This is a genomic window from Streptomyces sp. NPDC026515 (assembly GCF_055567595.1).
On sequence record NZ_JBVHQD010000013.1, the window covers coordinates 142,145 to 166,269 of the forward strand.

The 24,125-nt window shown below is 71.0% G+C and carries 22 protein-coding genes; 5 read left to right on the top strand and 17 right to left on the bottom strand.

Features of this window, described 5'->3' with window-relative positions; genetic code table 11:
* Positions 1-21 precede the first annotated feature (21 nt).
* Complete coding sequence (locus ACZ4O3_RS26870) at positions 22-2,187, top strand: ATP-binding protein (protein WP_467724652.1); 2,166 nt, start codon at positions 22-24, stop codon at positions 2,185-2,187.
* Positions 2,188-2,214: 27 nt separating this feature from the next.
* On the opposite strand, the gene rpsD is transcribed toward ACZ4O3_RS26870, so the two are convergent.
* The 3 genes from rpsD to ACZ4O3_RS26885 form a co-directional block, all read right to left on the bottom strand.
* Positions 2,215-2,829: a 30S ribosomal protein S4 gene (gene rpsD, locus ACZ4O3_RS26875; RefSeq protein WP_351707197.1), complete on the bottom strand. Its 615-nt coding sequence runs from the start codon at positions 2,827-2,829 to the stop codon at positions 2,215-2,217.
* A 303-nt stretch (positions 2,830-3,132) separates the two neighbouring features.
* Positions 3,133-4,488, bottom strand: coding sequence for a replication-associated recombination protein A (locus ACZ4O3_RS26880; protein WP_362713803.1), 1,356 nt, complete (start codon positions 4,486-4,488; stop codon positions 3,133-3,135).
* A 43-nt stretch (positions 4,489-4,531) separates the two neighbouring features.
* Positions 4,532-5,188, bottom strand: coding sequence for a vitamin K epoxide reductase family protein (locus ACZ4O3_RS26885; protein WP_362713801.1), 657 nt, complete (start codon positions 5,186-5,188; stop codon positions 4,532-4,534).
* 145 nt (positions 5,189-5,333) lie between these two features.
* On the opposite strand from ACZ4O3_RS26885, the gene ACZ4O3_RS26890 reads away from it, so the two are divergent.
* Positions 5,334-5,783, top strand: a complete 450-nt coding sequence (locus ACZ4O3_RS26890) for an ATP-binding cassette domain-containing protein (RefSeq protein WP_467724654.1) — start codon at positions 5,334-5,336, stop codon at positions 5,781-5,783.
* A complete protein-coding gene (locus ACZ4O3_RS26895; protein ID WP_467724656.1) occupies positions 5,768-6,508 on the top strand; it encodes a response regulator in 741 nt (246 codons plus the stop codon). Before ACZ4O3_RS26890 ends, ACZ4O3_RS26895 begins: the two co-directional genes overlap by 16 nt.
* 41 nt (positions 6,509-6,549) lie before the next feature.
* Here ACZ4O3_RS26895 and hisS read toward each other — a convergent pair whose 3' ends face one another.
* Together hisS and ACZ4O3_RS26905 are read right to left on the bottom strand one after the other, a co-directional pair.
* The gene (gene hisS, locus ACZ4O3_RS26900; protein ID WP_362713795.1) at positions 6,550-7,812 is read right to left on the bottom strand and encodes a histidine--tRNA ligase; all 1,263 of its coding nucleotides are present in this window, start codon (positions 7,810-7,812) and stop codon (positions 6,550-6,552) included.
* Between the two features lie 13 nt (positions 7,813-7,825).
* Positions 7,826-8,533 carry an MBL fold metallo-hydrolase gene (locus ACZ4O3_RS26905; protein WP_362713793.1) on the bottom strand — a complete coding sequence of 236 codons (708 nt, stop codon included), beginning with the start codon at positions 8,531-8,533 and terminating at the stop codon, positions 7,826-7,828.
* Between the two features lie 178 nt (positions 8,534-8,711).
* Here ACZ4O3_RS26905 and ACZ4O3_RS26910 point away from each other — a divergent pair, with 178 nt between their 5' ends.
* Positions 8,712-9,533 (top strand): peptidylprolyl isomerase, encoded by an 822-nt coding sequence (locus tag ACZ4O3_RS26910; protein ID WP_362713791.1) that lies wholly within the window; start codon positions 8,712-8,714, stop codon positions 9,531-9,533.
* Between the two features lie 135 nt (positions 9,534-9,668).
* Complete coding sequence (locus ACZ4O3_RS26915) at positions 9,669-10,898, top strand: DUF349 domain-containing protein (RefSeq protein ID WP_362713789.1); 1,230 nt, start codon at positions 9,669-9,671, stop codon at positions 10,896-10,898.
* A gap of 74 nt (positions 10,899-10,972) precedes the next feature.
* Here the strand turns inward: ACZ4O3_RS26915 and ACZ4O3_RS26920 are convergent, their stop codons facing one another.
* The 12 genes from ACZ4O3_RS26920 to ACZ4O3_RS26975 all read right to left on the bottom strand — a co-directional run bounded on the left by ACZ4O3_RS26920 (position 10,973) and on the right by ACZ4O3_RS26975 (position 24,073).
* Positions 10,973-13,501: a RelA/SpoT family protein gene (locus tag ACZ4O3_RS26920; RefSeq protein ID WP_362713787.1), complete on the bottom strand. Its 2,529-nt coding sequence runs from the start codon at positions 13,499-13,501 to the stop codon at positions 10,973-10,975.
* 227 nt (positions 13,502-13,728) lie between these two features.
* Positions 13,729-14,268, bottom strand: a complete 540-nt coding sequence (locus ACZ4O3_RS26925; protein WP_362713785.1) for an adenine phosphoribosyltransferase — start codon at positions 14,266-14,268, stop codon at positions 13,729-13,731.
* Positions 14,265-15,377, bottom strand: a complete 1,113-nt coding sequence (secF, locus tag ACZ4O3_RS26930; protein WP_362713783.1) for a protein translocase subunit SecF — start codon at positions 15,375-15,377, stop codon at positions 14,265-14,267. Before secF ends, ACZ4O3_RS26925 begins: the two co-directional genes overlap by 4 nt.
* A gap of 3 nt (positions 15,378-15,380) precedes the next feature.
* Positions 15,381-17,171 (bottom strand): protein translocase subunit SecD, encoded by a 1,791-nt coding sequence (gene secD, locus ACZ4O3_RS26935; protein WP_467724660.1) that lies wholly within the window; start codon positions 17,169-17,171, stop codon positions 15,381-15,383.
* Between the two features lie 141 nt (positions 17,172-17,312).
* Positions 17,313-17,864: a preprotein translocase subunit YajC gene (gene yajC / locus ACZ4O3_RS26940; protein ID WP_362713779.1), complete on the bottom strand. Its 552-nt coding sequence runs from the start codon at positions 17,862-17,864 to the stop codon at positions 17,313-17,315.
* 850 nt (positions 17,865-18,714) lie between these two features.
* Positions 18,715-19,782 (bottom strand): Holliday junction branch migration DNA helicase RuvB, encoded by a 1,068-nt coding sequence (gene ruvB / locus ACZ4O3_RS26945; RefSeq protein WP_384993790.1) that lies wholly within the window; start codon positions 19,780-19,782, stop codon positions 18,715-18,717.
* Positions 19,783-19,809: 27 nt separating this feature from the next.
* Positions 19,810-20,415, bottom strand: a complete 606-nt coding sequence (gene ruvA / locus ACZ4O3_RS26950; RefSeq protein ID WP_467724662.1) for a Holliday junction branch migration protein RuvA — start codon at positions 20,413-20,415, stop codon at positions 19,810-19,812.
* The gene (gene ruvC, locus ACZ4O3_RS26955; protein WP_362726725.1) at positions 20,412-20,951 is read right to left on the bottom strand and encodes a crossover junction endodeoxyribonuclease RuvC; all 540 of its coding nucleotides are present in this window, start codon (positions 20,949-20,951) and stop codon (positions 20,412-20,414) included. Before ruvC ends, ruvA begins: the two co-directional genes overlap by 4 nt.
* Before the next feature lie 153 nt (positions 20,952-21,104).
* On the bottom strand, positions 21,105-21,857 hold the full coding sequence (locus ACZ4O3_RS26960) for a YebC/PmpR family DNA-binding transcriptional regulator (protein ID WP_362643727.1): 753 nt from the start codon (positions 21,855-21,857) through the stop codon (positions 21,105-21,107).
* A 52-nt stretch (positions 21,858-21,909) separates the two neighbouring features.
* Entirely contained in the window at positions 21,910-22,512 is a 603-nt protein-coding gene (pdxT, locus tag ACZ4O3_RS26965; protein WP_362726730.1) for a pyridoxal 5'-phosphate synthase glutaminase subunit PdxT, read from the bottom strand.
* Positions 22,512-23,417 (bottom strand): pyridoxal 5'-phosphate synthase lyase subunit PdxS, encoded by a 906-nt coding sequence (gene pdxS, locus ACZ4O3_RS26970; protein WP_362726733.1) that lies wholly within the window; start codon positions 23,415-23,417, stop codon positions 22,512-22,514. The genes pdxT and pdxS overlap by 1 nt, the downstream gene beginning before the upstream one ends.
* 104 nt (positions 23,418-23,521) lie before the next feature.
* Positions 23,522-24,073 carry a LemA family protein gene (locus ACZ4O3_RS26975; protein ID WP_362726737.1) on the bottom strand — a complete coding sequence of 184 codons (552 nt, stop codon included), beginning with the start codon at positions 24,071-24,073 and terminating at the stop codon, positions 23,522-23,524.
* Positions 24,074-24,125 lie beyond the last annotated feature (52 nt).

A 24,125-nucleotide genomic window follows, 5' to 3' on the forward strand; every position in this document is an offset into this window, starting at 1 on the left:
GTTAAGTACGCTCCGTGTCCCATGCGAGGTCCTCAGCGCCCCGACCCCCCGGCGGACGGCAATCTGCCCCTGGAACTGACCGCGTTCGTGGGCCGCTCGGCCGAACTCCGCGAGCTGGCCGGGGCCCTGGAGTCCGGCCGGCTGGTGACGGTGACCGGGGTCGGCGGGGTCGGCAAGTCCCGGCTGGCGGCGCGGGCGGCCGCCGCGGCGGCGCCCCGCGACGGGGTGTGGCGGGTGGAGCTGGCCGCGGTGCGCGATCCGCGGTTCGTGGAGTACGCGGTCGTGGAGGCGCTGGGGCTGACAGACCACACCACCCGGCTGCCGCGCGAGACACTCCTGGAACACCTGGCCGGCCGCCGTTGCCTGCTGCTGCTCGACGGCTGTGAGCACCTGGTCGAGAGGTGCGCGGACCTGGTGGCCGACCTGCTGCGGCGGCTGCCCGGACTGACCGTGCTGGCGGCGGCGCGGCGGCCGCTCGGCGTGGCGGGCGAGCGGCTGTTCCCGCTGGCACCGCTCGGCGAGGACGAGGCGGTCGAGCTGTTCGCCGAGCGCGCCGAGCGGCAGGGGCTGGGGGTCCGGGACGGCACGGAGGTACGGGAGGTGTGCCGGCGCCTCGACGGGATCCCGCTGGCGATCGAGCTGGCGGCGGGCCGCCTGCGGATGCTGTCGCCGGGGCAGCTCCTGAAGCGGCTCGACGACCGGTTCCGGCTGCTGACCGGCGGCGGGCGCGACGGGCTCCCCCGCCATCAGACGCTGCGCACCGCGATCGGCTGGAGTCATGAACTGTGCACCCCCGCCGAGCGGTTGCTGTGGGCGCGGCTGTCGGTGTTCGCGGGCACCTTCGACCTGGAGGCCGCCGAGTACGTGTGCGGCGGGGACGGGCTGTCGTCCGAGGGGGTCCTGGACGTGCTGGCGGAGCTGCTCGCGCAGTCGGTGGTGTCCCGGGAGGAGACCCCGGCGGGGGTGCGCTACCGGATGCTCGACACCGTACGGGCGTACGGCGCCGACTGGCTGGCGGCGATCGGGGACGCGGGGCGGCTGCGGCGCCGGCACCGCGACTGGTTCATGGGACTGGCGACCTGGTGCGAGCTGGACTGGTTCTCGCCGCGGCAGGGCGAGGTGGCCGCGCGTGCCGAGGCCGAGCTGGCGAACCTGCGAGCCGCCCTGGACCACTGCCTGACCGAGCCGGACGAGGCGCATCTGGGCCAGTACCTGGCGGCCTCGCTGTGGTTCTACTGGGCCGGCTGCGGGCGGCTCTCGGAGGGGCGGCGCTGGCTGGAGCTGAGCCTGGAGCTGGACTCGGGGTACCCGCGGTCCCGGCTGAAGGCGCTGTGGGTGCTCGGCTACGTGGCGATCCTGCAGGGCGACGCGATGCCCGCGCTGGCCGCGCTCCAGGAGTGCCGTGAGGAGGCCGAACTGGCCGCCGACCCGACGGCGGTGGCGTACGCGGAGCACCGCACGGGCTGTCTGGCCCTGGTCACCGACGACATGGCCCGCGCGGAGACGCTGCTGCGCTCGGCGCTCGGCCGCTACCGGGAGATCGGCGAACTCAACAGCAACGTCCTGATGGGCCAGGTCGAACTGGCGATGGTCCGGGCGTTCCTCGGCGATCTGCCGGACGCCGTGCGGCTGTGCGAGGACGTGCGGCAGGTGTGCGAGGACCACGGCGAGCGCTGGACCCGGTCGTACGCGCTGTATGTGCTGGCGTACGCGGCCTGGCGGGACGGCGATCACGAGGCCGCCCGCGAGCTGCTGACCGACTGCCTGGGCCATGCGCACGGCTTCCACGACCTGCTGGGTTCGGTGCTGGCGATCGAGCTGCTCGCCCTGGTGACGGTGACCGAGGGGGATCCGGCGGAGGCGGCGGTGCTGCAGGGTGCGGCGGGGCGGATGTGGCCGTCGGTGGGGCTGCCGCTGTTCGGCTCGGCCCACTACAACGCCCCGCACGAGCTGTGCGAGGCGACGGCCCGGCGGGCGCTGGGCGAAGAGCGGTACGCGGAGTGCTTACGGCAGGGGGCCCTGCTGGACCGGGAAGCGGCGGTGGCCCGAGCCCTGGAGTACTTCGGGCTACGGCCGCTGGACGCGCTGCCGTCGCCGCGCGGGCCGGTACCGCGGCGGGAGGACGGTGCCGGCATGCGAAAGCCCGCCACCTCCCCCACCCGCAAGGGCGGGGAGACGGCGGGCTGACGCTGGAGTGCTGCGCCGGGGCTGGGATCAGCGGGCGTAGTACTCGACGACGAGCTGCTCGTCACAGATGATCGGAACTTCCTTGCGGTTCGGCTCGCGGTCCAGGCGGAACGCCAGGGCCTTGAGGTTCACCTGCAGGTAGCGCGGGATCTCGCCGTCGGGGGCGAAGCCACCCTCACGGGCGATCTGGAAGAGCGTCTTGTCCTTGGAGCGGTCGCGAACCTGGATCACGTCGTCCGGACGCACGCGGTAGGACGGCTTGTCGACCTTCTGACCGTTGACCTGGATGTGGCCGTGGACGACCATCTGGCGGGCCTGGTAGATCGTGCGGGCGATGCCCGAACGCAGGACCAGCGCGTCGAGGCGACGCTCCAGCTCGATGATCAGGGCCTCACCGGTCTTGCCCTGCACCTTGGAGGCACGCTCGTAGGCGCGGACGAGCTGGCGCTCGGACACGTCGTACTGCGCGCGCAGACGCTGCTTCTCGAGCAGACGGACCTTGTAGTCCGAGTTCTGCTTGCGGCCGCGGCCGTGCTCACCCGGCGGGTAGGGGCGGGCCTCGAAGTACTTGACGGCCTTCGGGGTCAGCGCGATACCGAGGGCACGCGACTTCTTGACCTTGGGGCGGGACTGGTTCGCCACTTGTCTCTTTCTTCCTTCTGATATCGGCTCGTCAGGGTTGAGGGAGGTCGCAATCCGCAGCCGGGGAGACCCTCCGGAACCCGTTGCCGGGCCTGGTGGGCAGCCGCTCCCCTGGTCTGGGCACATACGTGCAGCACGCGAGTGGCCCACCGGCCGGTCCCGCCGTGCGGCGAGGGGTGGTGGGCTGCCCGCGACACCGTTCGACGGTGCGCGACGCTCCTGGAACCCCCTTGCGAGGGTTCCGGCCGACTGTCCCGCTCTGACAGCGCGGGACTCAGCGCTGCGAGGGATTCTACAGGCTGCTCAGGACCGCCTGCGACCGAGGTGCTTCCTGGTCCACTCGACCGCGTCCGCGTAGCGCGCCTCGGAGCCGTGCCGGGTCGGGGCGTAGTACTCACGGTCCTTGATCGGGTCGGGGGCGTACTGCTGCTCGGCGATGCCCTCGGGCAGGTCGTGCGGATAGACGTACCCCTGCGCGTGCCCCAGCTTGGCGGCGCCCTTGTAGTGGCCGTCGCGCAGGTGCGGGGGCACCTGTCCGGCCAGCCCCTTGCGTACGTCCTCCAGGGCGGCGCCGATCGCCGTGGTCGCGGAGTTGGACTTGGGAGCCAGGGCGAGGGCGATGGTGGCGTGGCTGAGGGTGAGGGCGGCCTCGGGGAAGCCGATCATGGCGACGGCCTGGGCGGCCGCCACCGCTGTGGGCAGCGCGTTCGGGTCGGCGAGGCCGATGTCCTCGCTGGCGGAGATCATCAGGCGGCGGGCGATGAAGCGGGGGTCCTCCCCGGCCTCGATCATCCGGGCCAGGTAGTGCAGGGCCGCGTCGACGTCGGAGCCCCGGATGGACTTGATGAGGGCGCTGGCGACGTCGTAGTGCTGGTCGCCGTCCCGGTCGTACTTGACCGCGGCCCGGTCGACGACCTCCTCCAGGGTCACCAGGCCGATCTCCGTCTCGCCCTTGTCGAGGGCGGCTCCGGCGGCGGCCTCCAGGGCGGTCAGGGCGCGGCGGGCGTCGCCGCCGGCGATCCGCAGCAGGTGCTCCTCGGTGTCCTCGGGAAGGGCGACGGAGCCCTTCAGGCCGCGCTCGCCGGTCAGGGCCCGGCGCAGCAGGCCGCGGACGTCGTCGTCGGTGAGCGGTTCGAGGGTGAGCAGCAGGGACCGGGAGAGCAGCGGGGAGATCACCGAGAAGTACGGGTTCTCCGTCGTCGCCGCGATCAGGGTGACCCAGCGGTTCTCGACGGCCGGGAGCAGGGAGTCCTGCTGGGCCTTGCTGAAGCGGTGGATCTCGTCGAGGAAGAGGACGGTCTCCTTGCCGTATCCCCCGGTGGCTCGGCGGGCTCCGTCGATGACCGCGCGGACCTCCTTGACGCCCGCGGTGATCGCGGAGAGCTCCACGAACCGCTTGTCGGTCGCCTTGGAGACGACGTAGGCGAGGGTCGTCTTGCCGGTGCCGGGCGGGCCCCAGAGGATCACCGAGGAGGGGCCGGCGGGGCCGCCCGATCCCTCGCCGACCAGCCTGCGCAGCGGGGACCCCGGCTTCAGCAGATGCCGCTGGCCCACCACCTCGTCGAGGGTGCGCGGGCGCATCCGCACTGCCAGGGGGCTGCCGGCGGGGTCCTTCTCCTGGCGGTCTTCCGCGGCTGCGGTGAAAAGGTCGGGTTCCACGCTGAAACCCTAAATCACCGCACTGACAACGCGGCGCGCGCTGTCAGCTGGTCCAGAAGTCCCACCAGCGGGTCAGGATCAGCATGCCGATGATGCCGATGTGCAGGACCGGCAGCACCCAGGTGAACTCGCCGAAGAACGACTTCAGCCAGTTCGGGGCCGGCAGGAAGCCCTTGCGGACGTTGAAGGAGGTCACGTACCAGAACATGATGATCGTGGCGACCCAGGCCAGCGAGCACCACAGGCACAGCGCGTTGATCCGGTACAGGGACTGGAACTGCAGCCAGGTGCAGAATCCGACGCCGAAGAGGGTGCCGAAGTTGAAGGTCAGCCAGTACCAGCGGGGGAAGCGGGCACGGGCCAGCAGGCTCATGCCGACGCAGACGACGATGCCGTAGCAGACCAGGCCGAGCATCGGGTTCGGGAAACCGAAGGCGGCGGCCTGCTTGGACTCCATGACGCTGCCGCAGGAGACGACCGGGTTGAGGCTGCACCCGGGGGTGAACGTCTTGCCTTCGGCCTTGGCTTCCAGCAGCTTGAACTTGTCGATCGTGATGACCCAGGCGGCCAGCAGGCCGGCGGCGCCGGTGATGATCAGCAGCAGCCCGAAGGCGAGGCTGCCACCCTCGGTCCGCGGTGCCGCGGAGGCGTGCTCGGGCTCGGGCTCGGTGGAGACGTCGTGGACTGTCGTCTTGCTCATCACGCCGATTCCGTCTGTGTGAGAGTTGGAACTCCTTCGGGCAGGGGCCATTGTGCCGCACGAGGCGCCCTGTCCACCGTTCGGTGGACATAAGGAAGTACGCACGGTCCTCCCGGAGCGTCCGGTTCTGGCCGATGCCCGGGGCATGACAGCACACGCGAACGAACTCGCGGGGGACGTCCGGGGGCTGCGCAAGCGGTACGGGGGCGTGACCGCGGTGGACGGTGTCGACCTGGGCATCCGGCGAGGTGAGGTGTTCGGCCTGCTCGGACCCGACGGGGCGGGCAAGAGCACGACGGTGGAGATCCTCCAGGGCAACCGGACCAGGGACGGCGGCGAGGTCTCGGTGCTGGGGGCGGATCCGGCGACGGGCACGCGCGCGTGGCGGTCCCGGGTGGGAATCGTCTGGCAGGACGAATCGGCGCCCGCCGAGTTGACGGTCCGCGAGACGGTGCGGCACTTCGCGCACTACTACCCGCGGCCGCGCGACCCGGAGCGGGTGACCGCCCTGGTCGGTCTCGAAGCCAAGGCCGACAGCCAGGTCAAGGCACTCTCGGGGGCCAGCGCCGCCGGCCGGACGTGGCGCTCGGGGTGATCGGCGGCCCCGAACTGCTCCTCCTGGACGAGCCGACGACCGGTTTCGACCCGGCGGCCAGGCGACAGTTCCGGGATCTCGTCCGGCTCCTCGCGGACGAGGGCACCACGATCCTGCTCGCCACCCACTACCTGGAGGAGGCGGAGGCGCTCGCGGACCGGCTGGCGATCGTGGCCGCCGGCCGGGTGGTAGCCGACGCGGCCAGCGGGCCGCAGGCGGAGGCGCTGGCGGAGGCGCTGGCGGCGGAACTCCGCCCCGACATCGTGCTGATGGACCTGCGGATGCCGGGCGGCGCGGGCGTCGACGCGATCGTCCGCATGTCCGAGGCGGGGCTGCCCTGCCGGGTGGTGGTGCTGACCACGTACGAGAACGGCGGGGACATCCTGCGCGCCGTCGAGGCGGGTGCCGCCGGCTACCTGCTCCGGGGTCAACTGGCGGACGCGGTACGGGCGGCCGCGCGGGGCGAGACGGTGCTGGCGTCGTCGGTGGCGGCGCGGCTGGTGGACCCGCTGCGGGTCCGCCCGGAGCGCCCCCGCCTCTCGGAGCGTGAGGTGGCGGCGCCGCGCCCGGTCACCGACGGCTGCACGAACGCGGAGATCGGCCGCCGGCTCTTCATCGGGGAGTCGACGGTGATGACGCACCTGCCGCGGGCCTTCGCCGAACTCGGTGTGGACGACCGGACGGCGGCGGTGACGCGCGCGATGCGGTTCGGGCTGCTGGACTGAGCGGGGGTGAGGGGGCCCGCGGCCCCCTCACCCTGCCGGGCTCAGCCCAGCCTCGACTCCAGCTCCGCCACGATCTCGTTCACGCCGATCGACGTCTGCTCGCCGGACTCCATGTCCTTCAGCTGGACGACGCCCTCGGCGAGGTCGCGCTCGCCGGCGACGATCGCGTAGCGGGCCCCGCTGCGGTTGGCGTTCTTCATCGCGCCCTTGAGGCCCTTGCCGCCGTAGGAGAAGTCCGCCGCGACGCCGGCCCGGCGCAACTCGGTGACCTTGGCGAACAGGATCCGGCGGGCTTCCTCGCCGAGCGGTACCGCGTAGACGCTCGTCGGGGAGGGGATGTCGAGTCCGACTCCCTCCGCCTCCAGCGCCAGCACCGTGCGGTCGACGCCCAGCGCCCAGCCGACGGACGGCAGCGCGGGGCCGCCGATCATCTCCGACAGGCCGTCGTAGCGGCCGCCGCCGCCCACCGCGGACTGCGAACCCAGACCGTCGTGGACGAACTCGAAGGTCGTACGGGTGTAGTAGTCCAGGCCCCGTACCAGCTTCGGGTCGTCCTCGAAGGCCACGCCCGCGGCCGTGATCAGTTCACGGACCTCCTCGTGGTACGCCTTGCAGGCGTCGCAGAGGTAGTCGCGGAGCAGCGGGGCACCGCCCAGCTGCTTCTGGACCGACTCCCGCTTGTCGTCCAGGACCCGGAGCGGGTTGATCTCCGCCCGGCGCAGGGTGTCCTCGTCCAGGTCCAGGCCGCGCAGGAAGTCCTGGAGCGCGGCCCGGTACACCGGACGGCACTCCTTGTCGCCCAGGCTGTTCAGCAGGATGCGGAAGTTCCTGAGGCCCAGCGAGCGGTACGCCTGGTCGGCCAGGATGATCAGCTCGGCGTCCAGCGCCGGGTCCTCCGCGCCGATGGCCTCGGCACCGACCTGCGAGAAGTGGCGGTAACGGCCCTTCTGCGGACGCTCGTAGCGGTAGTACGAGCCGGAGTACCAGAGCTTGACCGGCAGGTTGCCGGTCTTGTGCAGGTTCGCCTCGAGGGCGGCGCGCAGGACGGACGCGGTGCCCTCGGGGCGCAGCGCCAGCCTGTCGCCGCCCTTCGTCTCGAAGGCGTACATCTCCTTGGTGACGATGTCGGTCGACTCGCCCACCCCGCGCGCGAACAGCTCCACGTTCTCGAAGCCGGGCGTCTCGATGTAGCCGTAGCCGGAGCCGCGCAGCGGCGCGGCGATCGCCTCACGCACGGCCAGGTACTTGGCGCTCTCCGGCGGGATCAGGTCGTAGGTGCCCTTGGGGGCCTGAAAGGTGCTCACGGAAGGTCTCTCGTCACATTCCTCGTCGGGGAGCGTCCGCGCTCCCGAGGCCGGTCGCCACCTGCCGCAGATAGGCGTTGGTGGCGCGCTCCTGGCCGATGGTCGTCTGGGGGCCGTGGCCGGACAGCACCACGGTGGAGTCGTCGAGCGGCAGGCAGACACGGGCCAGTGAGGCCAGCATGTCGTCCATGGAGCCGCCCGGCAGGTCCGTGCGTCCGATGGAGCCGGCGAAGAGCAGATCGCCCGAGAAGAAGACCGACGGGACGTCGGCCGTCTGCGGCATCTGGAAGGTCACCGACCCCTTGGTATGGCCCGGCGCGTGCGCGACGGAGAGTTCGAGTCCGGCCAGCTCCAGCTTCGCGCCGTCGGTCAGTTCGAAGACGTCGTCGGGCTCCCCCACCGTCAGCTCGCCCATCAGCGGCATGCCGATGGACCGGCCGAGCGCCTTCTCGGGGTCGCTCATCATGTACCGGTCCTCGGGGTGGATCCAGGCCGGCACGTCGTGCGCGCCGCACACGGGGACGACCGAGGCCACATGGTCGATGTGGCCGTGGGTGAGGACGACGGCGACGGGCTTGAGCCGATGCTTCTTCAGTGCTTCCTCGACGCCTTCGGCGGCCTGGTGGCCGGGGTCGATGATCACGCACTCCGCACCGGCGGCGGGGGCGACGAGATAACAGTTCGTCCCCCAGGCCCCGGCGGGGAACCCGGCAATGAGCACGATCGTCCTTTGTTGTGTCGGTTCGGGTGGCTACCAGCTGTGGTCCAGAGCCTACCGGCGCTGCCGTTTCCTCAGCGAACCCATATACGGTACGGGGCTACACGCAGTGGTCGGCTCACACAGCGCACAGGACGCACGCGTACCGGTCGACATACGACACGCATGAGGAGAGAACCCGGTGGTCACCCAGGAGCAGCGGCGGCGTCAGCTCGCCCGGGAGAAGTTCTTGCGGCAGCAGCAGCGGCGTACCAGCGCACGGCGCAAGTCACGCATGCGCAACTCCGTGATCGCGTCCGTCCTCGGCGTGATCGTGATCGGCAGTGTGGCGCTGTACACGACCGGCGTGCTGAAGAACGACGACAAGGCGAACGCCAGCTCGGAGACGACCCCGAGCGCCGCGCCGTCCGCCAGCAAGCCGGCGGACCCGTGTGCGAAGCCCGCCGCCGGCAAGGTGGCGAAGCTGAGCTGGAAGAAGGAGCCGGCGATGTCGATCGACACGTCGGCGGACTACACCATGAAGCTGGCGACGACCTGCGGTGACATCGACGTGGCGCTGAAGACGGCGGCCGCCCCGCACACGGTGAACTCGTTCGACTTCCTCGCGTCGAAGGGGTACTTCGACCACACCAAGTGCCACCGGCTCACCACCAACGGCATCTACGTGCTGCAGTGCGGCGACCCGACGGCCACCGGCAGCGGCGGTCCCGGGTACACGATTCCCGACGAGAATCTCAAGGACAAAAGCCTGACGGGCGGCGTCTACCCGGCGGGCACGATCGCGATGGCCAACACCGGCCAGAAGCACACCGGCGGCAGCCAGTTCTTCCTGGTCTACCAGGACAGCCAGTTGCCGGCCAGCTACACCCCGTTCGGCACGGTGGACGCCGCCGGACTCAAGGTCCTCAAGAAGATCGCGGCCGCCGGCGAGAGCACCGGAGCCGGTGACGGGGCCCCGAACGCGACGGTCGTCATCAACAAGGCGACGGTCACGAAATCCTGAGGTCGGACTGCGAAACTTCGGTCGCGCGGGATGCGGACAGGCAACCCGCCGGTCGCCTATGTTGGCCGTGACGAAACTGTGGACGATGCCCGGGGGCGCTGAGGCCCCTCGCGGGCATCATGTGGAGGAGGCGCTGTGAGCAGCGACCCGTGGGGCCGCGTCGACGAGACGGGGACCGTGTACGTGCGTACGGCCGACGGCGAGCAGGTCGTCGGTTCCTGGCAGGCCGGCTCCCCTGACGAGGCGCTGGCCTACTTCGAGCGCAAGTACGAAGGCCTGGTTGTCGAGATCGGCCTCCTCGAGAAGCGAGTGCGGACCACCGACCTGTCCGCCAAGGACGCCCAGGCCGCCATCGACCATCTGCGCGAGCAGGTGGAGGCGCACCACGCGGTCGGTGACCTGCAGGCGCTGCGGAACCGGCTCGACGAGCTGGTCAAGACCGTCGAGTCGCGTCGCGAGGAGCGCCGGGCGCAGCGTGCCAAGCAGTCCGACGAGGCCCGCAAGGCCAAGGAGGACCTGGTCGTCGAGGCGGAGCAGCTGGCCCAGTCCGACCAGTGGCGGGCCGCCGGTGAACGGCTGCGCTCCCTCGTGGACACCTGGAAGGGCCTGCCCCGGCTGGACCGCAAGTCGGACGACGAGCTGTGGCACCGCTTCTCGCACGCCCGGTCGGCGTTCTCCAAGCGCCGCAAGGCGCACTTCGCGCAGCTCGACTCGCAGCGCGAGGACGCCCGCAAGGCCAAGGAGAAGCTGGTCGCCGAGGCCGAGGCGCTGTCGGACTCGACCGACTGGGGTCCGACGGCCGCGCGTTACCGCGAGCTGATGACGGAGTGGAAGGCCGCCGGCCGCGCCCAGCGCGAGCACGAGGACGACCTGTGGAACCGCTTCCGCGGCGCCCAGGACGTGTTCTTCGCGGCCCGCGGGTCCGCCTTCGCCGAGCGGGACGCGGAGCAGACCGAGAACCTGAAGCTGAAGGAGGAGCTGGCCGTCGAGGCCGAGAAGCTCCTGCCGATCACGGACCTGAAGTCCGCGCGGGCCGCCTTCCGCTCGATCAACGAGCGCTGGGAGGCCATCGGCCACGTGCCGCGCGACGCGCGTCCGAAGGTCGAGGGCCGGATGCACACCGTCGACCGGGCCATCCAGGAGGCCGAGGAGACCGAGTGGCGGCGGACCAACCCGGAGGCACGCGCGCGTGCCGCGGGTCTGACCGGCCAGCTGCAGGCCGCCGTGGACAAGCTGAGGGGGCAGATCGACCAGGCCCGCGCCCAGGGCAACACGTCGAAGGCGGAGAAGCTGGAGCGTGAGCTGGAAGGCCGCCAGGCGCTCCTGGACCAGGCTCTGAAGGGCCTCCAGGAGTTCGGCGGCTAGCGCGCGCAGGACGATTCCCACGAGAGGGGCCCCATACGACGTCGTGCGGGGCCCCTCTCGTCGTCTCCCGGGCCCTACGACCGGTTGCGGGCCGACGTGACCCGGTAGACGTCGTAGACGCCCTCCACGCCCCGTACGGCCTTCAGGACGTGGCCCAGGTGCTTGGGGTCGCCCATCTCGAAGGTGAACCGGGAGGTGGCCACCCGGTCGCGGGAGGTCTGGACCGCCGCGGAGAGGATGTTGACGTGCTGGTCGGACAGGACACGGGTGACGTCGGACAGCAGCCGGGAGCGGTCCAGGGCCTCGACCTGGATGGCGACCAGGAAGACCGAGGACTGGGTGGGCGCCCACTCGACGTCGAGGATGCGCTCCGGTTCCCGGGACAGCGACTCCACGTTGACGCAGTCGCTGCGGTGCACCGACACGCCGCTGCCGCGGGTGACGAACCCGATGATCGGGTCGCCGGGTACGGGCGTGCAGCAGCGGGCCAGCTTGACCCAGACGTCGTCGACGCCCTTGACCACCACACCGGGGTCCTGGCTGCTGCGGCGCTTGCTGCGCCGGCCGCGGGACGGCGGTACCGCCTCGTCGATCTCCTCGGTGGCGGCCTCCTCGCCGCCGAGCGCCTGCACCAGCTTCTGCACGACGTTCTGCGCGGCGACATGGCCCTCGCCGATCGCCGCGTACAGCGAGGAGATGTCCGGGTAGCGCATCTCGTGGGCGAGCGTGACCAGCGAGTCGCCGGTGAGGATGCGCTGGATCGGCAGGTTCTGCTTGCGCATCGCGCGGACGATGGCGTCCTTGCCCTGCTCGATCGCCTCGTCCCGACGCTCCTTGGAGAACCAGGCGCGGATCTTGTTGCGGGCGCGCGGTGACTTGACGAAGCCCAGCCAGTCCCGGGAGGGGCCGGCCCCCGGTGCCTTGGAGGTGAAGACCTCGACCAGGTCGCCGTTGTCCAGGGTGGATTCCAGCGGTACCAGGCGGCCGTTGACCCGCGCGCCTATCGTGCGGTGGCCGACCTCGGTGTGCACGGCGTACGCGAAGTCGACCGGGGTGGCCCCGGCCGGGAGCGCTATGACGTCGCCCTTGGGGGTGAAGACGAAGACCTCGTTGCGGGACAGGTCGAAGCGCAGGGACTCCAGGAACTCGCTGGGGTCCTCGGTCTCCTTCTGCCAGTCCAGCAACTGCCGCAGCCACGCCATGTCGTTGAGGTGGTCGTCCTTGCCCTTCCCGGACGACTTCGGCACGTCGGTGCGGACCTTGGAGGCGCCGGCGACGGCCTCCTGCTTGTACTTCCAGTGCGCGGCGATGCCGTACTCGGCACGGCGGTGCATGTCGAACGTGCGGATCTGGAGTTCGACGGGCTTGCCGTTGGGGCCGATGACCGTGGTGTGCAGCGACTGGTACATGTTGAACTTGGGCATCGCGATGTAGTCCTTGAAGCGCCCCGGAACCGGGTTCCAGCGCGCGTGGACGGTGCCCAGGGCCGCGTAGCAGTCGCGGACGGTGTCCACCAGGACGCGGATGCCCACCAGGTCGTAGATCTCCGCGAAGTCCCGGCCGCGGACGATCATCTTCTGGTAGACGCTGTAGTAGTGCTTCGGCCGGCCGGTGACGGTCGCCTTGATGCGGGCGGCGCGCAGGTCGGCCTGGACCTCGTCGGTCACTATGGCCAGGTACTCGTCACGCTTGGGGGCGCGCTCGGCCACCAGCCGGACGATCTCGTCGTACATCTTGGGGTAGAGGATCGCGAAGGCGAGGTCCTCCAGCTCCCACTTGATGGTGTTCATGCCCAGGCGGTGGGCGAGCGGCGCGTAGATCTCCAGGGTCTCGCGCGCCTTCTTCTCCTGCTTCTCGCGCTTGAGGTAGCGCATGGTGCGCATGTTGTGCAGCCGGTCGGCGAGCTTGATGACCAGGACGCGCGGGTCCTTGGCCATGGCGACGACCATCTTGCGCACGGTCTCGGCCTGCGCCGCCTCGCCGAACTTGACCTTGTCCAGCTTGGTCACGCCGTCGACCAGCAGCGCGACGACGTCGCCGAAGTCGCGGCGCAGGTCCTCCAGCCCGTACTCGGTGTCCTCGACGGTGTCGTGCAGCAGGCCCGCCATCAAGGTCGCCGGGTCCATGCCCAGCTCGGCAAGGATCGTGGTCACCGCGAGCGGGTGGGTGATGTACGGGTCGCCGCTCTTGCGCTTCTGCCCGCGGTGCCAGCGTTCGGCGACCTGGTAGGCGCGCTCGATCTGGCGCAGCGTGGCGTTCTCGGTCTTGGGGTCGTTGCTGCGGACTATGCGCAGCAACGGTTCGAGGACCGGGTTGTACGGGTTGGCGCGCTGCACGCCGAGACGGGCCAGGCGGGCACGGACGCGGTTCGAGGAGCCGGTGCGCGCGGGCTGGCCGCTGTTGGGGCGGGTCGTGGAACGCTCGGCCGGGGCCGGTTTGGGGCGCGAGGACTCGGCCGACTTCTCGGCGGGCGCGGACTGGGCGTGCTCGACCGGCCCACGGGTGTCGTTCTTGGTCTGCGACACGTTCGGCGCGGGCTTGGCCGCGGGCGCCGAGGCGTGCTCGGGCTTGGCGGCGGTCAGTGGCTGGGCCTCGTCTGGCAAGAGGGCTCCTCGTGCGCGATCCGGGTCCCCCGGTCAGGCTCCGGAGTGCCCATGGTAGCGATCCTGGGCCATGTCATCGCCTGCAGGCGGAACCGGGAACCGTATACGGGAGTAACACGGGAGGCCACCGAGGGATTCCAAGCGGGTGTCCTCAAGGGTTGCGCGGGCCCCGGACACACGCGAACGGCCGCCCCCGAGGGGCGGCCGTTCGATCAGTCGTACGACGCTCAGATCTGGAGGAGAGCCTCCAGCGGCGCTCCGTCCAGGGCCGGTTCCAGGCGGGCGCGGCCGCTCAGGAAGCCCAGCTCCATCAGGACCGCGACGCCCGCGACCGCGGCGCCGGCCCGGTGGATCAGCCGGATCGAGGCCTCGGCGGTGCCGCCGGTGGCGAGCACGTCGTCGACGATCAGGATCCGGTCGCGCACGCCGACGTCCTCGGCGTGCACCTCGATCTCGGCCGAGCCGTACTCCAGGTCGTAGGCCTGGCTCAGGGTCGCTCCGGGGAGCTTGCCCGCCTTGCGGACCGGGATGAAGCCGAGGCCGGCCCGGACCGCGACCGGGGCGCCGAGGATGAAGCCGCGGGCCTCCAGACCGACGATCTTGGTGGCACCGGTGCGCGTGGCGATCTCCGCGAGGGTGTCGGTGAGCGCGGTGAACGCGGCGGGGTCGGCCAGCAGCGGGGTGATGTCCTTGAACATCACGCCCGGCTCCGGGTAGTCCGCGACGTCCCGGATGCGGCTGAGCAGCAGCTCCCGGATGTCGGTCATCGGCGCTTCCCCGACGGACGCCCGCGGCCGCCCCTGTTGCGGGGGGAGGCGGGCTGGTTGCGCGGGCCGACGACGGCCGGAGCGGCGTCCTCGGGTCCCTCCGCGCCACCGACCCGGGCCCCGGCGAGCTCCTCCTCGGCGGCGGCCTGGGCCCGCTTGGCGAGGACGCGCTTGCGCAGCGCCTTCATCTGCGGCTCGGCCTCCTTGAGGTCGGCGACCAGCGGCGTGGCGATGAAGATCGACGAGTAGGCACCCGCGGCCAGACCGACGAACAGCGACAGCGAGATGTCGTTCAGCGTGCCCGCGCCGAGGACGCCGCCGCCGATGAACAGCAGACCCGCGACCGGCAGCAGCGCGACCACCGTGGTGTTGATCGAACGGACCAGGGTGCCGTTGATCGACTGGTTGGCGATGTCGCTGTAGGTGAACCGGGTCTGCTTGGTGATGTCCTTCGTCTGTTCCTTGAGGCTGTCGAAGACGACGACCGTGTCGTACAGCGAGTAACCGAGGATCGTCAGCAGACCGATGACCGTGCCGGGCGTGACCTCGAAGCCGACCAGGGCGTAGATGCCGGTCGTGATCGTGATGTCGTGGATCAGCGCGACCAGGGCCGCGATCGCCATCCGCCACTCGAAGGCGATCGCCAGGTAGATCACCACGAGGACCATGAAGATGGCGAGGCCTTCCCAGGCCTTGTTGGCGATCTGGTCACCCCAGCTGGGCCCGACCAGGTCGGCGGCGATGGACTCCGGGTCCAGCTTCATGTCCTTGGCCAGTTCGGCCTTGGTGGCGTCCGACTTCTCGGTGTCCATGCCGGCGATCTGGATGCGCAGACCGCCCGTGCCGAGCTTCTGCACGACCGCGTCGTGACCGGCGGCCTGCTGCGCGTAGGTCTCCGCCTGGGAGACCGAGACGCTGGTCTTCGGGGTGGTGAAGACCGCACCGCCCTGGAAGTCGATGCCCATGTTCAGGCCGCGCACCGCCAGGCCGACGATGGCCGTGATGGTGATCAGGATGGAGACGCCGTACCAGATCTTGCGCTTGCCGACGAAGTCGTAGCTGATCTCGCCGCGGTGGAGTCGGGCGCCGAGGCTGCCGAGTTTCGACATCGCTCACGCTTCCTTCGGGTCGACAGGGCCGGCGACAGGACCGGCGGGACGGCGGGTGCGGCGCAGCGGGGGCTTGGCGCCCAGACCCTTCGGGTCGAGCCCGGACCACTTGTGGCCGCTCGCGAAGAACTTACGCCGGGCGAGGATCGTCATCAGCGGCTTGGTGAAGAAGAAGACGACGACCACGTCGAGCACCGTGGTCAGACCGAGGGTGAACGCGAAGCCCTGGACCTTGCCGACGGTCACGATGAACAGCACGGCCGCGGCCAGGAACGACACGAAGTCGGAGACCAGGATGGTGCGCCGGGCGCGCGGCCAGGCCCGCTCGACGGCGGGACGCAGCGTGCGGCCCTCGCGGATCTCGTCCCGGATGCGTTCGAAGAACACGATGAACGAGTCCGCCGTGATACCGATCGCGACGATCGCACCGCAGACGGCCGGCAGGTTCAGCGCGAAGCCGATGGCCGGGCCGAGCAGCGCCATGAGCACGTAGGTCAGGATCGCGGAGACCAGCAGGGAGGCCATCGCGACCAGCGACAGGCCGCGGTAGTAGACCACCAGGTAGATCACGACCAGGGCGAGGCCGATGGCACCGGCCAGCAGACCGGCGTGCAGCTGCTCGCCGCCGAGCGCGGCGGTGACGGTGGTGACGCTCTGCTCCTTGAAGGACAGCGGGAGCGCGCCGTAGGACAGCATGTTGGAGAGGCTCTGGGCCTCCTCCTGCGTGAAGCTGCCGGAGATCTCCGCCTGTCCGCCGGTGATCGACTGGCTCACGTACGGGCTGGAGACGACCTCGCCGTCCAGGACGATGCCGAACTCGTTCTGCGGCTGCTGGTTCTTGGCCAGCTCGGCGGTGATGTCCGCGAACTTCTTGGCTCCGCTGGAGTTGAAGTTCATCTGGACCTGCCAGCCGGCGGCGGTCTGCGTGTCGAAGACGGCCTGGGCCTTCTTGACCTCGGTGCCGTCGACGGCGGCCGGGCCGAGCACGTACTTGTACCAGACGCCGGAGATCTGCCCGCAGGCCACCGTCGAGTCGGTGGGCTTGGCGCTCTTGCCGGCCGTGGCGCGCTGGGCGGCCTTGGAGCAGTCCAGCGCGGTGTACTGGGCCTCCAGCTTGCTGGCCGCGGCGGAGGCGCTCGGGTCGACCGAGGCGGAGGGGCTCGCGGACGGGTTCGCGGACGCCGAGGAGGACGGCGTGGAGTCCGCCTTCAGGGCGTCCGTGAGGGCGCGGCCCTGGGAGGTGGCGGACGAGGAGGGCGAGGCGGACGAACCGGTCGCCTTCTCGGACGACGACGCGCTGCTCGACGGGCTCGCGCTGGTGCTCGGGGAGGCGCTGGAGCCGCCGCTCGCGGACGCGCTCGGGGAGGCGGACGCAGCGGCGCCGGCACTGGCCTCGCTGGCCAGGACCGGACGGAAGTACAGTTTCGCGGTGGTGCCGACCTGCTGGCGGGCCTCCTCGGAGTTGGTGCCCTTGGGGATGTTGACGATGATGTTGCTCGTCCCCTGGGTCTGTACCTCCGCCTCGGACACACCGAGGCCGTTGACACGGCGGTTCATGATGTCGACCGCGGTGTCCATGTTGGCCTTGTTGATCGCGTTCGGCTGGCCCGGCTCGTTCTCCGCCTGCAGCGTGATGCTCGTGCCGCCGGCAAGGTCGATGCCGAGACGCGGAGTGGTGTGCCCCGAGGCGAACATCCCTCCGGTGAGCGCCACGATGGCGATCAGGATCAAGGCCAGCGAGCGCCCTGGCTTGCTCTGGGCGCTCGCGCTCCGGCCCCTCTTAGGTGCTGCCACCTTCTCGTACTCCCTCTCGGGCCGCCGCGCGCCTGGTCGGCGCGGTCGGCCATGACATGGTGTCGGGATCCCGTGCGGGAAACAGACGCGCCCGGGGTGCGCCCGGCACGCCTGACGCGCGCCGTGCTCCCCGGGACACGGCTACTTCGTGTCGGAGTCGCCGTCGGTCTTCTTCGGCTCTTCGTCGGCCTTCGCCTCGGAGGGCTCCGTCTCCTCGGCCTTGGCCGCCACCGTGTCCTCGGCCTTCTCGTCGGCCTTCTCGTCGGCCTTCTCCCCGGCCACGTCCTTCTTGCCGAAGTCGACGGTCTTGTCGCCGGAGGCGGCGGCAGCGCCGGCGGGCTCGCCGTCGGTCTCGGTGAGGGAGGAGGCGTTGTCCGGAACGATGTCGGTGTCGGACTTCAGGTCGTGCTCGATGCCGTGCACGATGCGGTTGTACTCGTCGTCGGTCAGCACAGCGCCGATCGCGTTCTTCGCGAAGAGGAGGTCGACACCCGGGCCGGCGTCGAGGAGGACCGTGTCCTCGTTGACTTCCTTGACCGTCGCGTACATGCCCCCGATGGTGCGGACGCCACTGCCGGGCTGCATCTCGTTCCGCATCTGCTTCGCCTGCTGCTGGCGCTTCCGGTTGGAACGCGTCATCAGGAACATGGCTGCGATAAGGACGATGAAGAAGAGAAGAGGCAAGGTATTCACGAGACGGAATTTCCTTCGCGCAGCCGCGGCGGAGAGCGGCCTGGATGATGGGGGTGTGGTCGGCGCCGCCCGCAAAGGCAGCATCGGCGGAGTCTAAGCGAGTCCGCGCGCATGGAACAACGCTCAGCATGGCACCTGGGTTCCTGCACCCGCCAATGCCCCGCCGTCACGAAGAGATCACGTCTGCCCCACGGGCCCCGCGGGGCGGCGGCCCGACGACCGGGTCAAGGGTAAGAGGTGAGGGAGAGACGGGACACATCCCGCCGCGGACACGCGTACCGGGCACGGCACGGCCGACGCCGCACACCGAGCCCGGGCCCATCGGGCCCGACCACCCCGGCCCCCCGCTCCCGACGCCCGGTCCGACAGCAGAACGCGGCCCATCCGGCGCCGGCCGCCACGGCCGAGCGCCGCGCATCCGGTGGCCGCTGCGACACGACGGCCGAGCACCGCGACATCCCGCGGCCGTACGCGAACCGACCGCAGCACGTGCCGGGGCGTGTGCAACCGCCGACCGACACCCGACGCAACGGCCGGAAACCGCACCATCCCCAGCCCGACGCGACAGCCGGCCGAGTCCCACCCGAAGACCGGCGCGACAGCGGCCCGCCCGACGCCCGACGCCCGACGCGACAGCCGAGCGCCGCGGATCCGGTGGCCGCTGCGACACGACGGCAGCCGAGCGGGGTGCGGTTCGCGGCCTGGGCGACAGGCGAGCGCCGGCCCGCAGCATCCCGCGGCCGGTGCTGCCGCCGAGTGCGGCGCGCCTCGCGGCCCCGGCGTCCGGAGCCGATGGTGACCGCGGCGTCGGCACGGCGGTGCGCGGCGGAACCCGGGGGTCCGCCCCGTGTCAGGTGCCGAACAGGTCCTGCTGGCCTGATCCCGTCCCCCGGGGAGCCGTCAGGCCCAGGTGGGCCCAGGCGGCGGGGGTGGCGACGCGGCCGCGCGGGGTGCGGGCGAGGAGGCCCTCGCGGACCAGGAAGGGCTCGGCGACCTCCTCGACCGTCTCGCGTTCCTCCCCCACCGCCACGGCCAGCGTGGACAGGCCGACCGGACCGCCGCCGAACAGCTTGAGCAGCGCCTCCAGTACCGCCCGGTCGAGCCGGTCCAGGCCGCGCTCGTCCACCTCGTAGACGGCCAGTGCCGCGTGCGCGATCTCGCGGGTGATCAGTCCGTCGGCCTTGACCTGCGCGTAGTCGCGGACGCGGCGCAGCAGGCGGTTCGCGATCCGGGGCGTGCCGCGCGAGCGGCCTGCGATCTCGGCGGCACCGGCCGGGTCGATCTCGACGTCCAGCAGGTGCGCCGACCGGTGCACCACCCGCTCCAGTTCCCTCGGCTCGTAGAACTCCATGTGGGCGGTGAAACCGAAACGGTCACGCAACGGCGGGGGCAGCAACCCCGCGCGTGTGGTGGCGCCGACCAGGGTGAACGGGGGCAGTTCCAGGGGGATGGCGGTGGCGCCGGGGCCCTTGCCGACGATGACGTCGACCCGGAAGTCCTCCATCGCCATGTACAGCATCTCCTCGGCGGGCCGGGACATGCGGTGGATCTCGTCGAGGAAGAGGACCTCGCCCTCCTGGAGGGAGGAGAGGATCGCGGCCAGGTCACCGGCGTGCTGGATGGCGGGGCCCGAGGTGATGCGGATGGGAGCGCCCATCTCCGCCGCGATGATCATCGAGAGGGTGGTCTTGCCGAGGCCGGGGGCGCCGGAGAGCAGCACGTGGTCGGCGGTGGCGCCGCGCGCGCGTGCGGCCCGCAGGACCAGGTCGAGCTGCTCGCGGACCTTCTCCTGGCCGATGAACTCGCCGAGGTCCTTGGGGCGCAGGGCGGCCTCGACGGCCTGGTCCTCACGGTCGGCGACGGCGCCCACCAACCGCTCCGCGTCGGCGCCGGTGTCGGTCGTGTCGTCCCAGTTCATAAGTGATGTGCCTCAGCGGTGGTGGGGTCAGCGGGCGCGGTTGAGGGTCTGCAGGGCCGCCTTGAGGAGCTGGCCCACCTGCGGGGTGCCGGCGGCGGCCTCGGCCTGCGGGGCGACGGCGGTGACGGCCTCCTCGGCCTCCCGGGTCGCGTAGCCGAGGCCGATCAGCGCGGCGTGCAGCTGATCGCGCCAGCCCTGGCTGACCGGCGCGCCGGTCGCGGGGGCGCCGAGGGGCTCGCCGAGCCGGTCCTTCAGCTCCAGGAGCAGCTTCTGGGCACCCTTCTTGCCGATGCCGGGGACGGCGGTGAGCGACTTCTCGTCGCCGGTGGCGACGGCCCGGCGCAGGGCGTCGGGGCTGTGCACCGCCAGCATGGCCTGGGCGAGGCGGGGTCCGACCCCGCTCGCCGTCTGCAGCAGTTCGAAGGTCTGGCGCTCGTCGTCGTCGGCGAAGCCGTACAGGGTGAGCGAGTCCTCCCGGACGACGAGGGAGGTGGCGAGCCTGGTCTGCTGGCCCATGCGCAGCCCGGACAGAGTGTTGGGCGTGCACTGGACCGCGAGGCCGATCCCGCCCACCTCGACGACCGCGGAGTCCGGGGCGAGGGCGGCGACCGGGCCGCTCACGAAGGCGATCATGCCGTACGGCCTTTCGTTGCGTTGGCTGCGTGCAGGGCGACGGCCTGCTGGAGTCGGTTCTGTGCGGGGGCGCGCCAGATGTGGCAGATGGCGAGCGCGAGGGCGTCGGCGGCGTCGGCCGGCTTGGGCGGCGCGTCGAGCCGTAGCAGCCGGGTGACCATGGCGCCGACCTGGGCCTTGTCGGCGCGCCCCGAGCCGGTGACGGCGGCCTTGACCTCACTGGGGGTGTGCAGGGCGACCGGGATGCCCCGGCGGGCGGCGCACAGCATGGCGACGGCGCTGGCCTGGGCGGTGCCCATCACGGTCCGGACGTTGTGCTGGCTGAACACCCGCTCCACGGCGACGAATTCGGGCCGGTGCTCGTCCAGCCACCGCTCGATGCCCCGCTCGACGGCGACCAGGCGATGGCCGAGTTCGGCGTCCGCGGACGTGCGGACGACTCCCACCGCGACCATGGTGAGCGGCCGTCCTGCGACGCCGTCGACGACCCCGACGCCGCATCGGGTCAGTCCCGGGTCCACCCCCAGTACGCGCACCGCGCCCCCTCCCTTCGCTCTCTCCCGGCTGTCGCTGGGAGGTGCCCCCAGTTCGTGCAGGCTAGCCGGTGCCACCGACAACGGCCGACATGACGACGGGCCGACGGGTGTGTCCCGTCGGCCCGCTCGGTCGGCTCAGCCCGCGCGGCGGCGCTACGCGTCGACCTTCTCCATGACCTCGTCGCTGACGTCGAAGTTGGCGAAGACGTTCTGCACGTCGTCGCTGTCCTCGAGGGCGTCGATCAGCTTGAAGATCTTCCGGGCGCCCTCCTCGTCCAGCTCGACCTGCATGGTCGGGACGAAGTTGGCCTCGGCGGAGTCGTAGTCGATCCCGGCGTCCTGGAGGGCGGTGCGGACGGCGACCATGTCCGTGGCCTCGCTGAGCACCTCGAAGGACTCACCGAGGTCGTTGACCTCCTCGGCGCCCGCGTCCAGGACGGCGCCGAGGACGTCGTCCTCGGAGAGCTCGCCCTTGGGGACGATCACGACGCCCTTGCGGTTGAAGAGGTACGACACCGAGCCGGGGTCGGCCATGGAGCCGCCGTTGCGGGTCATGGCGACCCGGACGTCGGAGGCCGCGCGGTTGCGGTTGTCGGTGAGGCACTCGATGAGCACCGCGACACCGTTCGGGCCGTAGCCCTCGTACATGATCGTCTCGTAGTCGGCGCCGCCGGCCTCGAGTCCACCGCCGCGCTTGACCGCGGAGTCGATGTTCTTGTTCGGGACCGACTGCTTCTTCGCCTTCTGGATGGCGTCGTAGAGGGTCGGGTTGCCCTCGATGTCGACGCCGCCCATCCGGGCAGCGACCTCGATGTTCTTGATCAGCTTCGCGAAGAGCTTGCCGCGCTTGGCGTCGATCACGGCCTTCTTGTGCTTCGTCGTGGCCCATTTAGAGTGGCCGGACATCTGCCTGTCTCCTTCGCGTAACCCATCTCTGCAACGAACGCCAGAGATCCTACTAGGACTCCGCCGCCCGGTTCGCGTGCACCATGTCGACGAACAGGGAGTGCACTCGGTGGTCGCCGGTCAGCTCCGGGTGGAACGACGTGGCGAGCGCGTTGCCCTGGCGGACCGCGACGATGTGGCCGCCGTGTTCGGCGAGCACCTCGGCCGCGGCGCCGACCGACTCGACCCAGGGCGCGCGGATGAACACGCCCTCTACAGGATCGCCCGCGACACCCTTGACGTCGACCGCCGCCTCGAACGACTCGTTCTGCCGTCCGAAGGCGTTACGGCGCACGATCATGTCGATGCCGCCGATCGTCTCCTGGCCCGAGCGCGGGTCGAGGATCTTGTCGGCGAGCATGATCATGCCCGCGCAGGTGCCGTAGACGGGCATTCCGGCCCGCACGCGCGCGCGGAGCGGTTCCATCACGCCGAACAGCACGGCCAGCTTGGAGATGGTGGTGGACTCGCCGCCCGGGATGACCAGGCCGTCCACCTCGGCGAGTTCCTCGGGACGGCGGACCGGCCGGCCCACGGCGTCGGCCGCGGCCAGGGCGACGAGATGCTCCCGTACGTCGCCCTGGAGCGCGAGCACGCCGACCACGGGAGTGGTCATCACCAGCCCCGGTTCGCGTAGCGCTCGGTCTCGGGGAGGGTGTCGCAGTTGATGCCGACCATGGCCTCGCCGAGGTTGCGGGACGCGTCGGCGATGATCTTCGGGTCGTCGTAGAAGGTGGTCGCCTTGACGATGGCGGCGGCGCGCTTGGCCGGGTCGCCGGACTTGAAGATACCGGAGCCGACGAAGACGCCCTCGGCGCCGAGCTGGCGCATCAGGGCGGCGTCGGCGGGGGTGGCGACACCGCCGGCGGAGAACAGCACCACCGGCAGCTTGCCGAGCTCGGCGACCTCCTTGACCAGCTCGAACGGGGCGCGCAGCTCCTTGGCCGCGGCGTAGATCTCGTTGTTGTCGCAGCCGCGCAGCTTGGCGATCTCACCCTTGATCTGGCGCAGGTGACGGACGGCCTCGACGACGTTGCCGGTGCCGGCCTCGCCCTTGGAGCGGATCATGGCCGCGCCCTCGGCGATCCGGCGCAGGGCCTCGCCGAGGTTGGTGGCGCCGCAGACGAAGGGGGTGGTGAAGGCCCACTTGTCGGAGTGGTTGACCTCGTCGGCCGGGGTGAGGACCTCGGACTCGTCGATGTAGTCGACACCGAGCGACTGGAGGACCTGGGCCTCGACGAAGTGGCCGATCCGGGACTTGGCCATGACCGGGATGGAGACGGCTTCGATGATGCCCTCGATCATGTCCGGGTCGGACATGCGGGCCACTCCGCCGTCCTTGCGGATGTCCGCCGGGACCCGCTCCAGGGCCATGACGGCGACGGCGCCCGCGTCCTCGGCGATCTTCGCCTGCTCCGGCGTGACGACGTCCATGATCACGCCGCCCTTGAGCTGCTCGGCCATGCCGCGCTTCACACGGGCGGTACCGGTCTCGGGGGCCTGGTTGTCGATGGTGGACACGGGTGACCTCACTCGCTGAAAGAGGGTTTCTGCAAACACCGAGGAAACGCGAGTGGACCAGTCCACAGCAAGGGCCAATGGGAAGGCGGTGGATCGTTTTCCGGTCAGGCCGTGCGCTCCACCAGCGCGGCCGGCGGTTCGTCGTCCATCTCGAAGGCCAGCGGGAAGGGGGCGTGTCCGGCCAGCCGGAACCAGCGGACCTTGCGGTGTTCACGCAGCCGGCGGGCGGCACCGACGGCGTCGTTGTGGAAGCGGCGGGCCATCGGGACCCGGCGTACGGCCTCGGCCAGCTCGCCCGTGGCGGCCTCACCGCCGGGCGCCGCGCGGACCTCCTCGACCTGCTGAGGGTGCTCGAAGACCGCGCGCAGGGCCTGGCTCAGGTCGCTCTCGGCGACCTCCCGCTGGTCCTCCTCGGCCTGCCGGGCGGCGTGCGCGGCCTCGTACAGCACGATCGAGGAGGCCGGGTCCAGTACGCCCGAGGTCGCCAGCTCCTGGGCCACCGAGGCGCGCCGCAGCAACTGGGCGTCGAGGGCGGCACGGGCGGCGTCGATGCGCGAGTGCAGCCGGTCGAGACGGCCTGCGGTCCAGCTCAGGTACAGGCCGGTCACCACGAGGGCGGCGAGGATCCAGAGCGTCCAGATGAGCGTTGCGGTCACGGGCGGAACGCTATAGGAAACGCCCGCGGCAGCGCCCCGTCAGGGGCGCGGG

Coding starts and splice junctions, on each gene's coding strand:
- ACZ4O3_RS26960 (WP_362643727.1), bottom strand. CDS start 21,857: ATGTCCGGCCACTCTAAATGGGCCACGACGAAGCACAAGAAGGCCGTG.
- ruvA (WP_467724662.1), bottom strand. CDS start 20,415: ATGATCGCCTTCGTGAGCGGCCCGGTCGCCGCCCTCGCCCCGGACTCC.
- ACZ4O3_RS26890 (WP_467724654.1), top strand. CDS start 5,334: ATGACAGCACACGCGAACGAACTCGCGGGGGACGTCCGGGGGCTGCGC.
- ACZ4O3_RS26925 (WP_362713785.1), bottom strand. CDS start 14,268: ATGACCGACATCCGGGAGCTGCTGCTCAGCCGCATCCGGGACGTCGCG.
- ACZ4O3_RS26885 (WP_362713801.1), bottom strand. CDS start 5,188: ATGAGCAAGACGACAGTCCACGACGTCTCCACCGAGCCCGAGCCCGAG.
- ACZ4O3_RS26870 (WP_467724652.1), top strand. CDS start 22: ATGCGAGGTCCTCAGCGCCCCGACCCCCCGGCGGACGGCAATCTGCCC.
- pdxT (WP_362726730.1), bottom strand. CDS start 22,512: ATGACCACTCCCGTGGTCGGCGTGCTCGCGCTCCAGGGCGACGTACGG.
- secF (WP_362713783.1), bottom strand. CDS start 15,377: ATGTCGAAACTCGGCAGCCTCGGCGCCCGACTCCACCGCGGCGAGATC.
- ruvB (WP_384993790.1), bottom strand. CDS start 19,782: ATGAACTGGGACGACACGACCGACACCGGCGCCGACGCGGAGCGGTTG.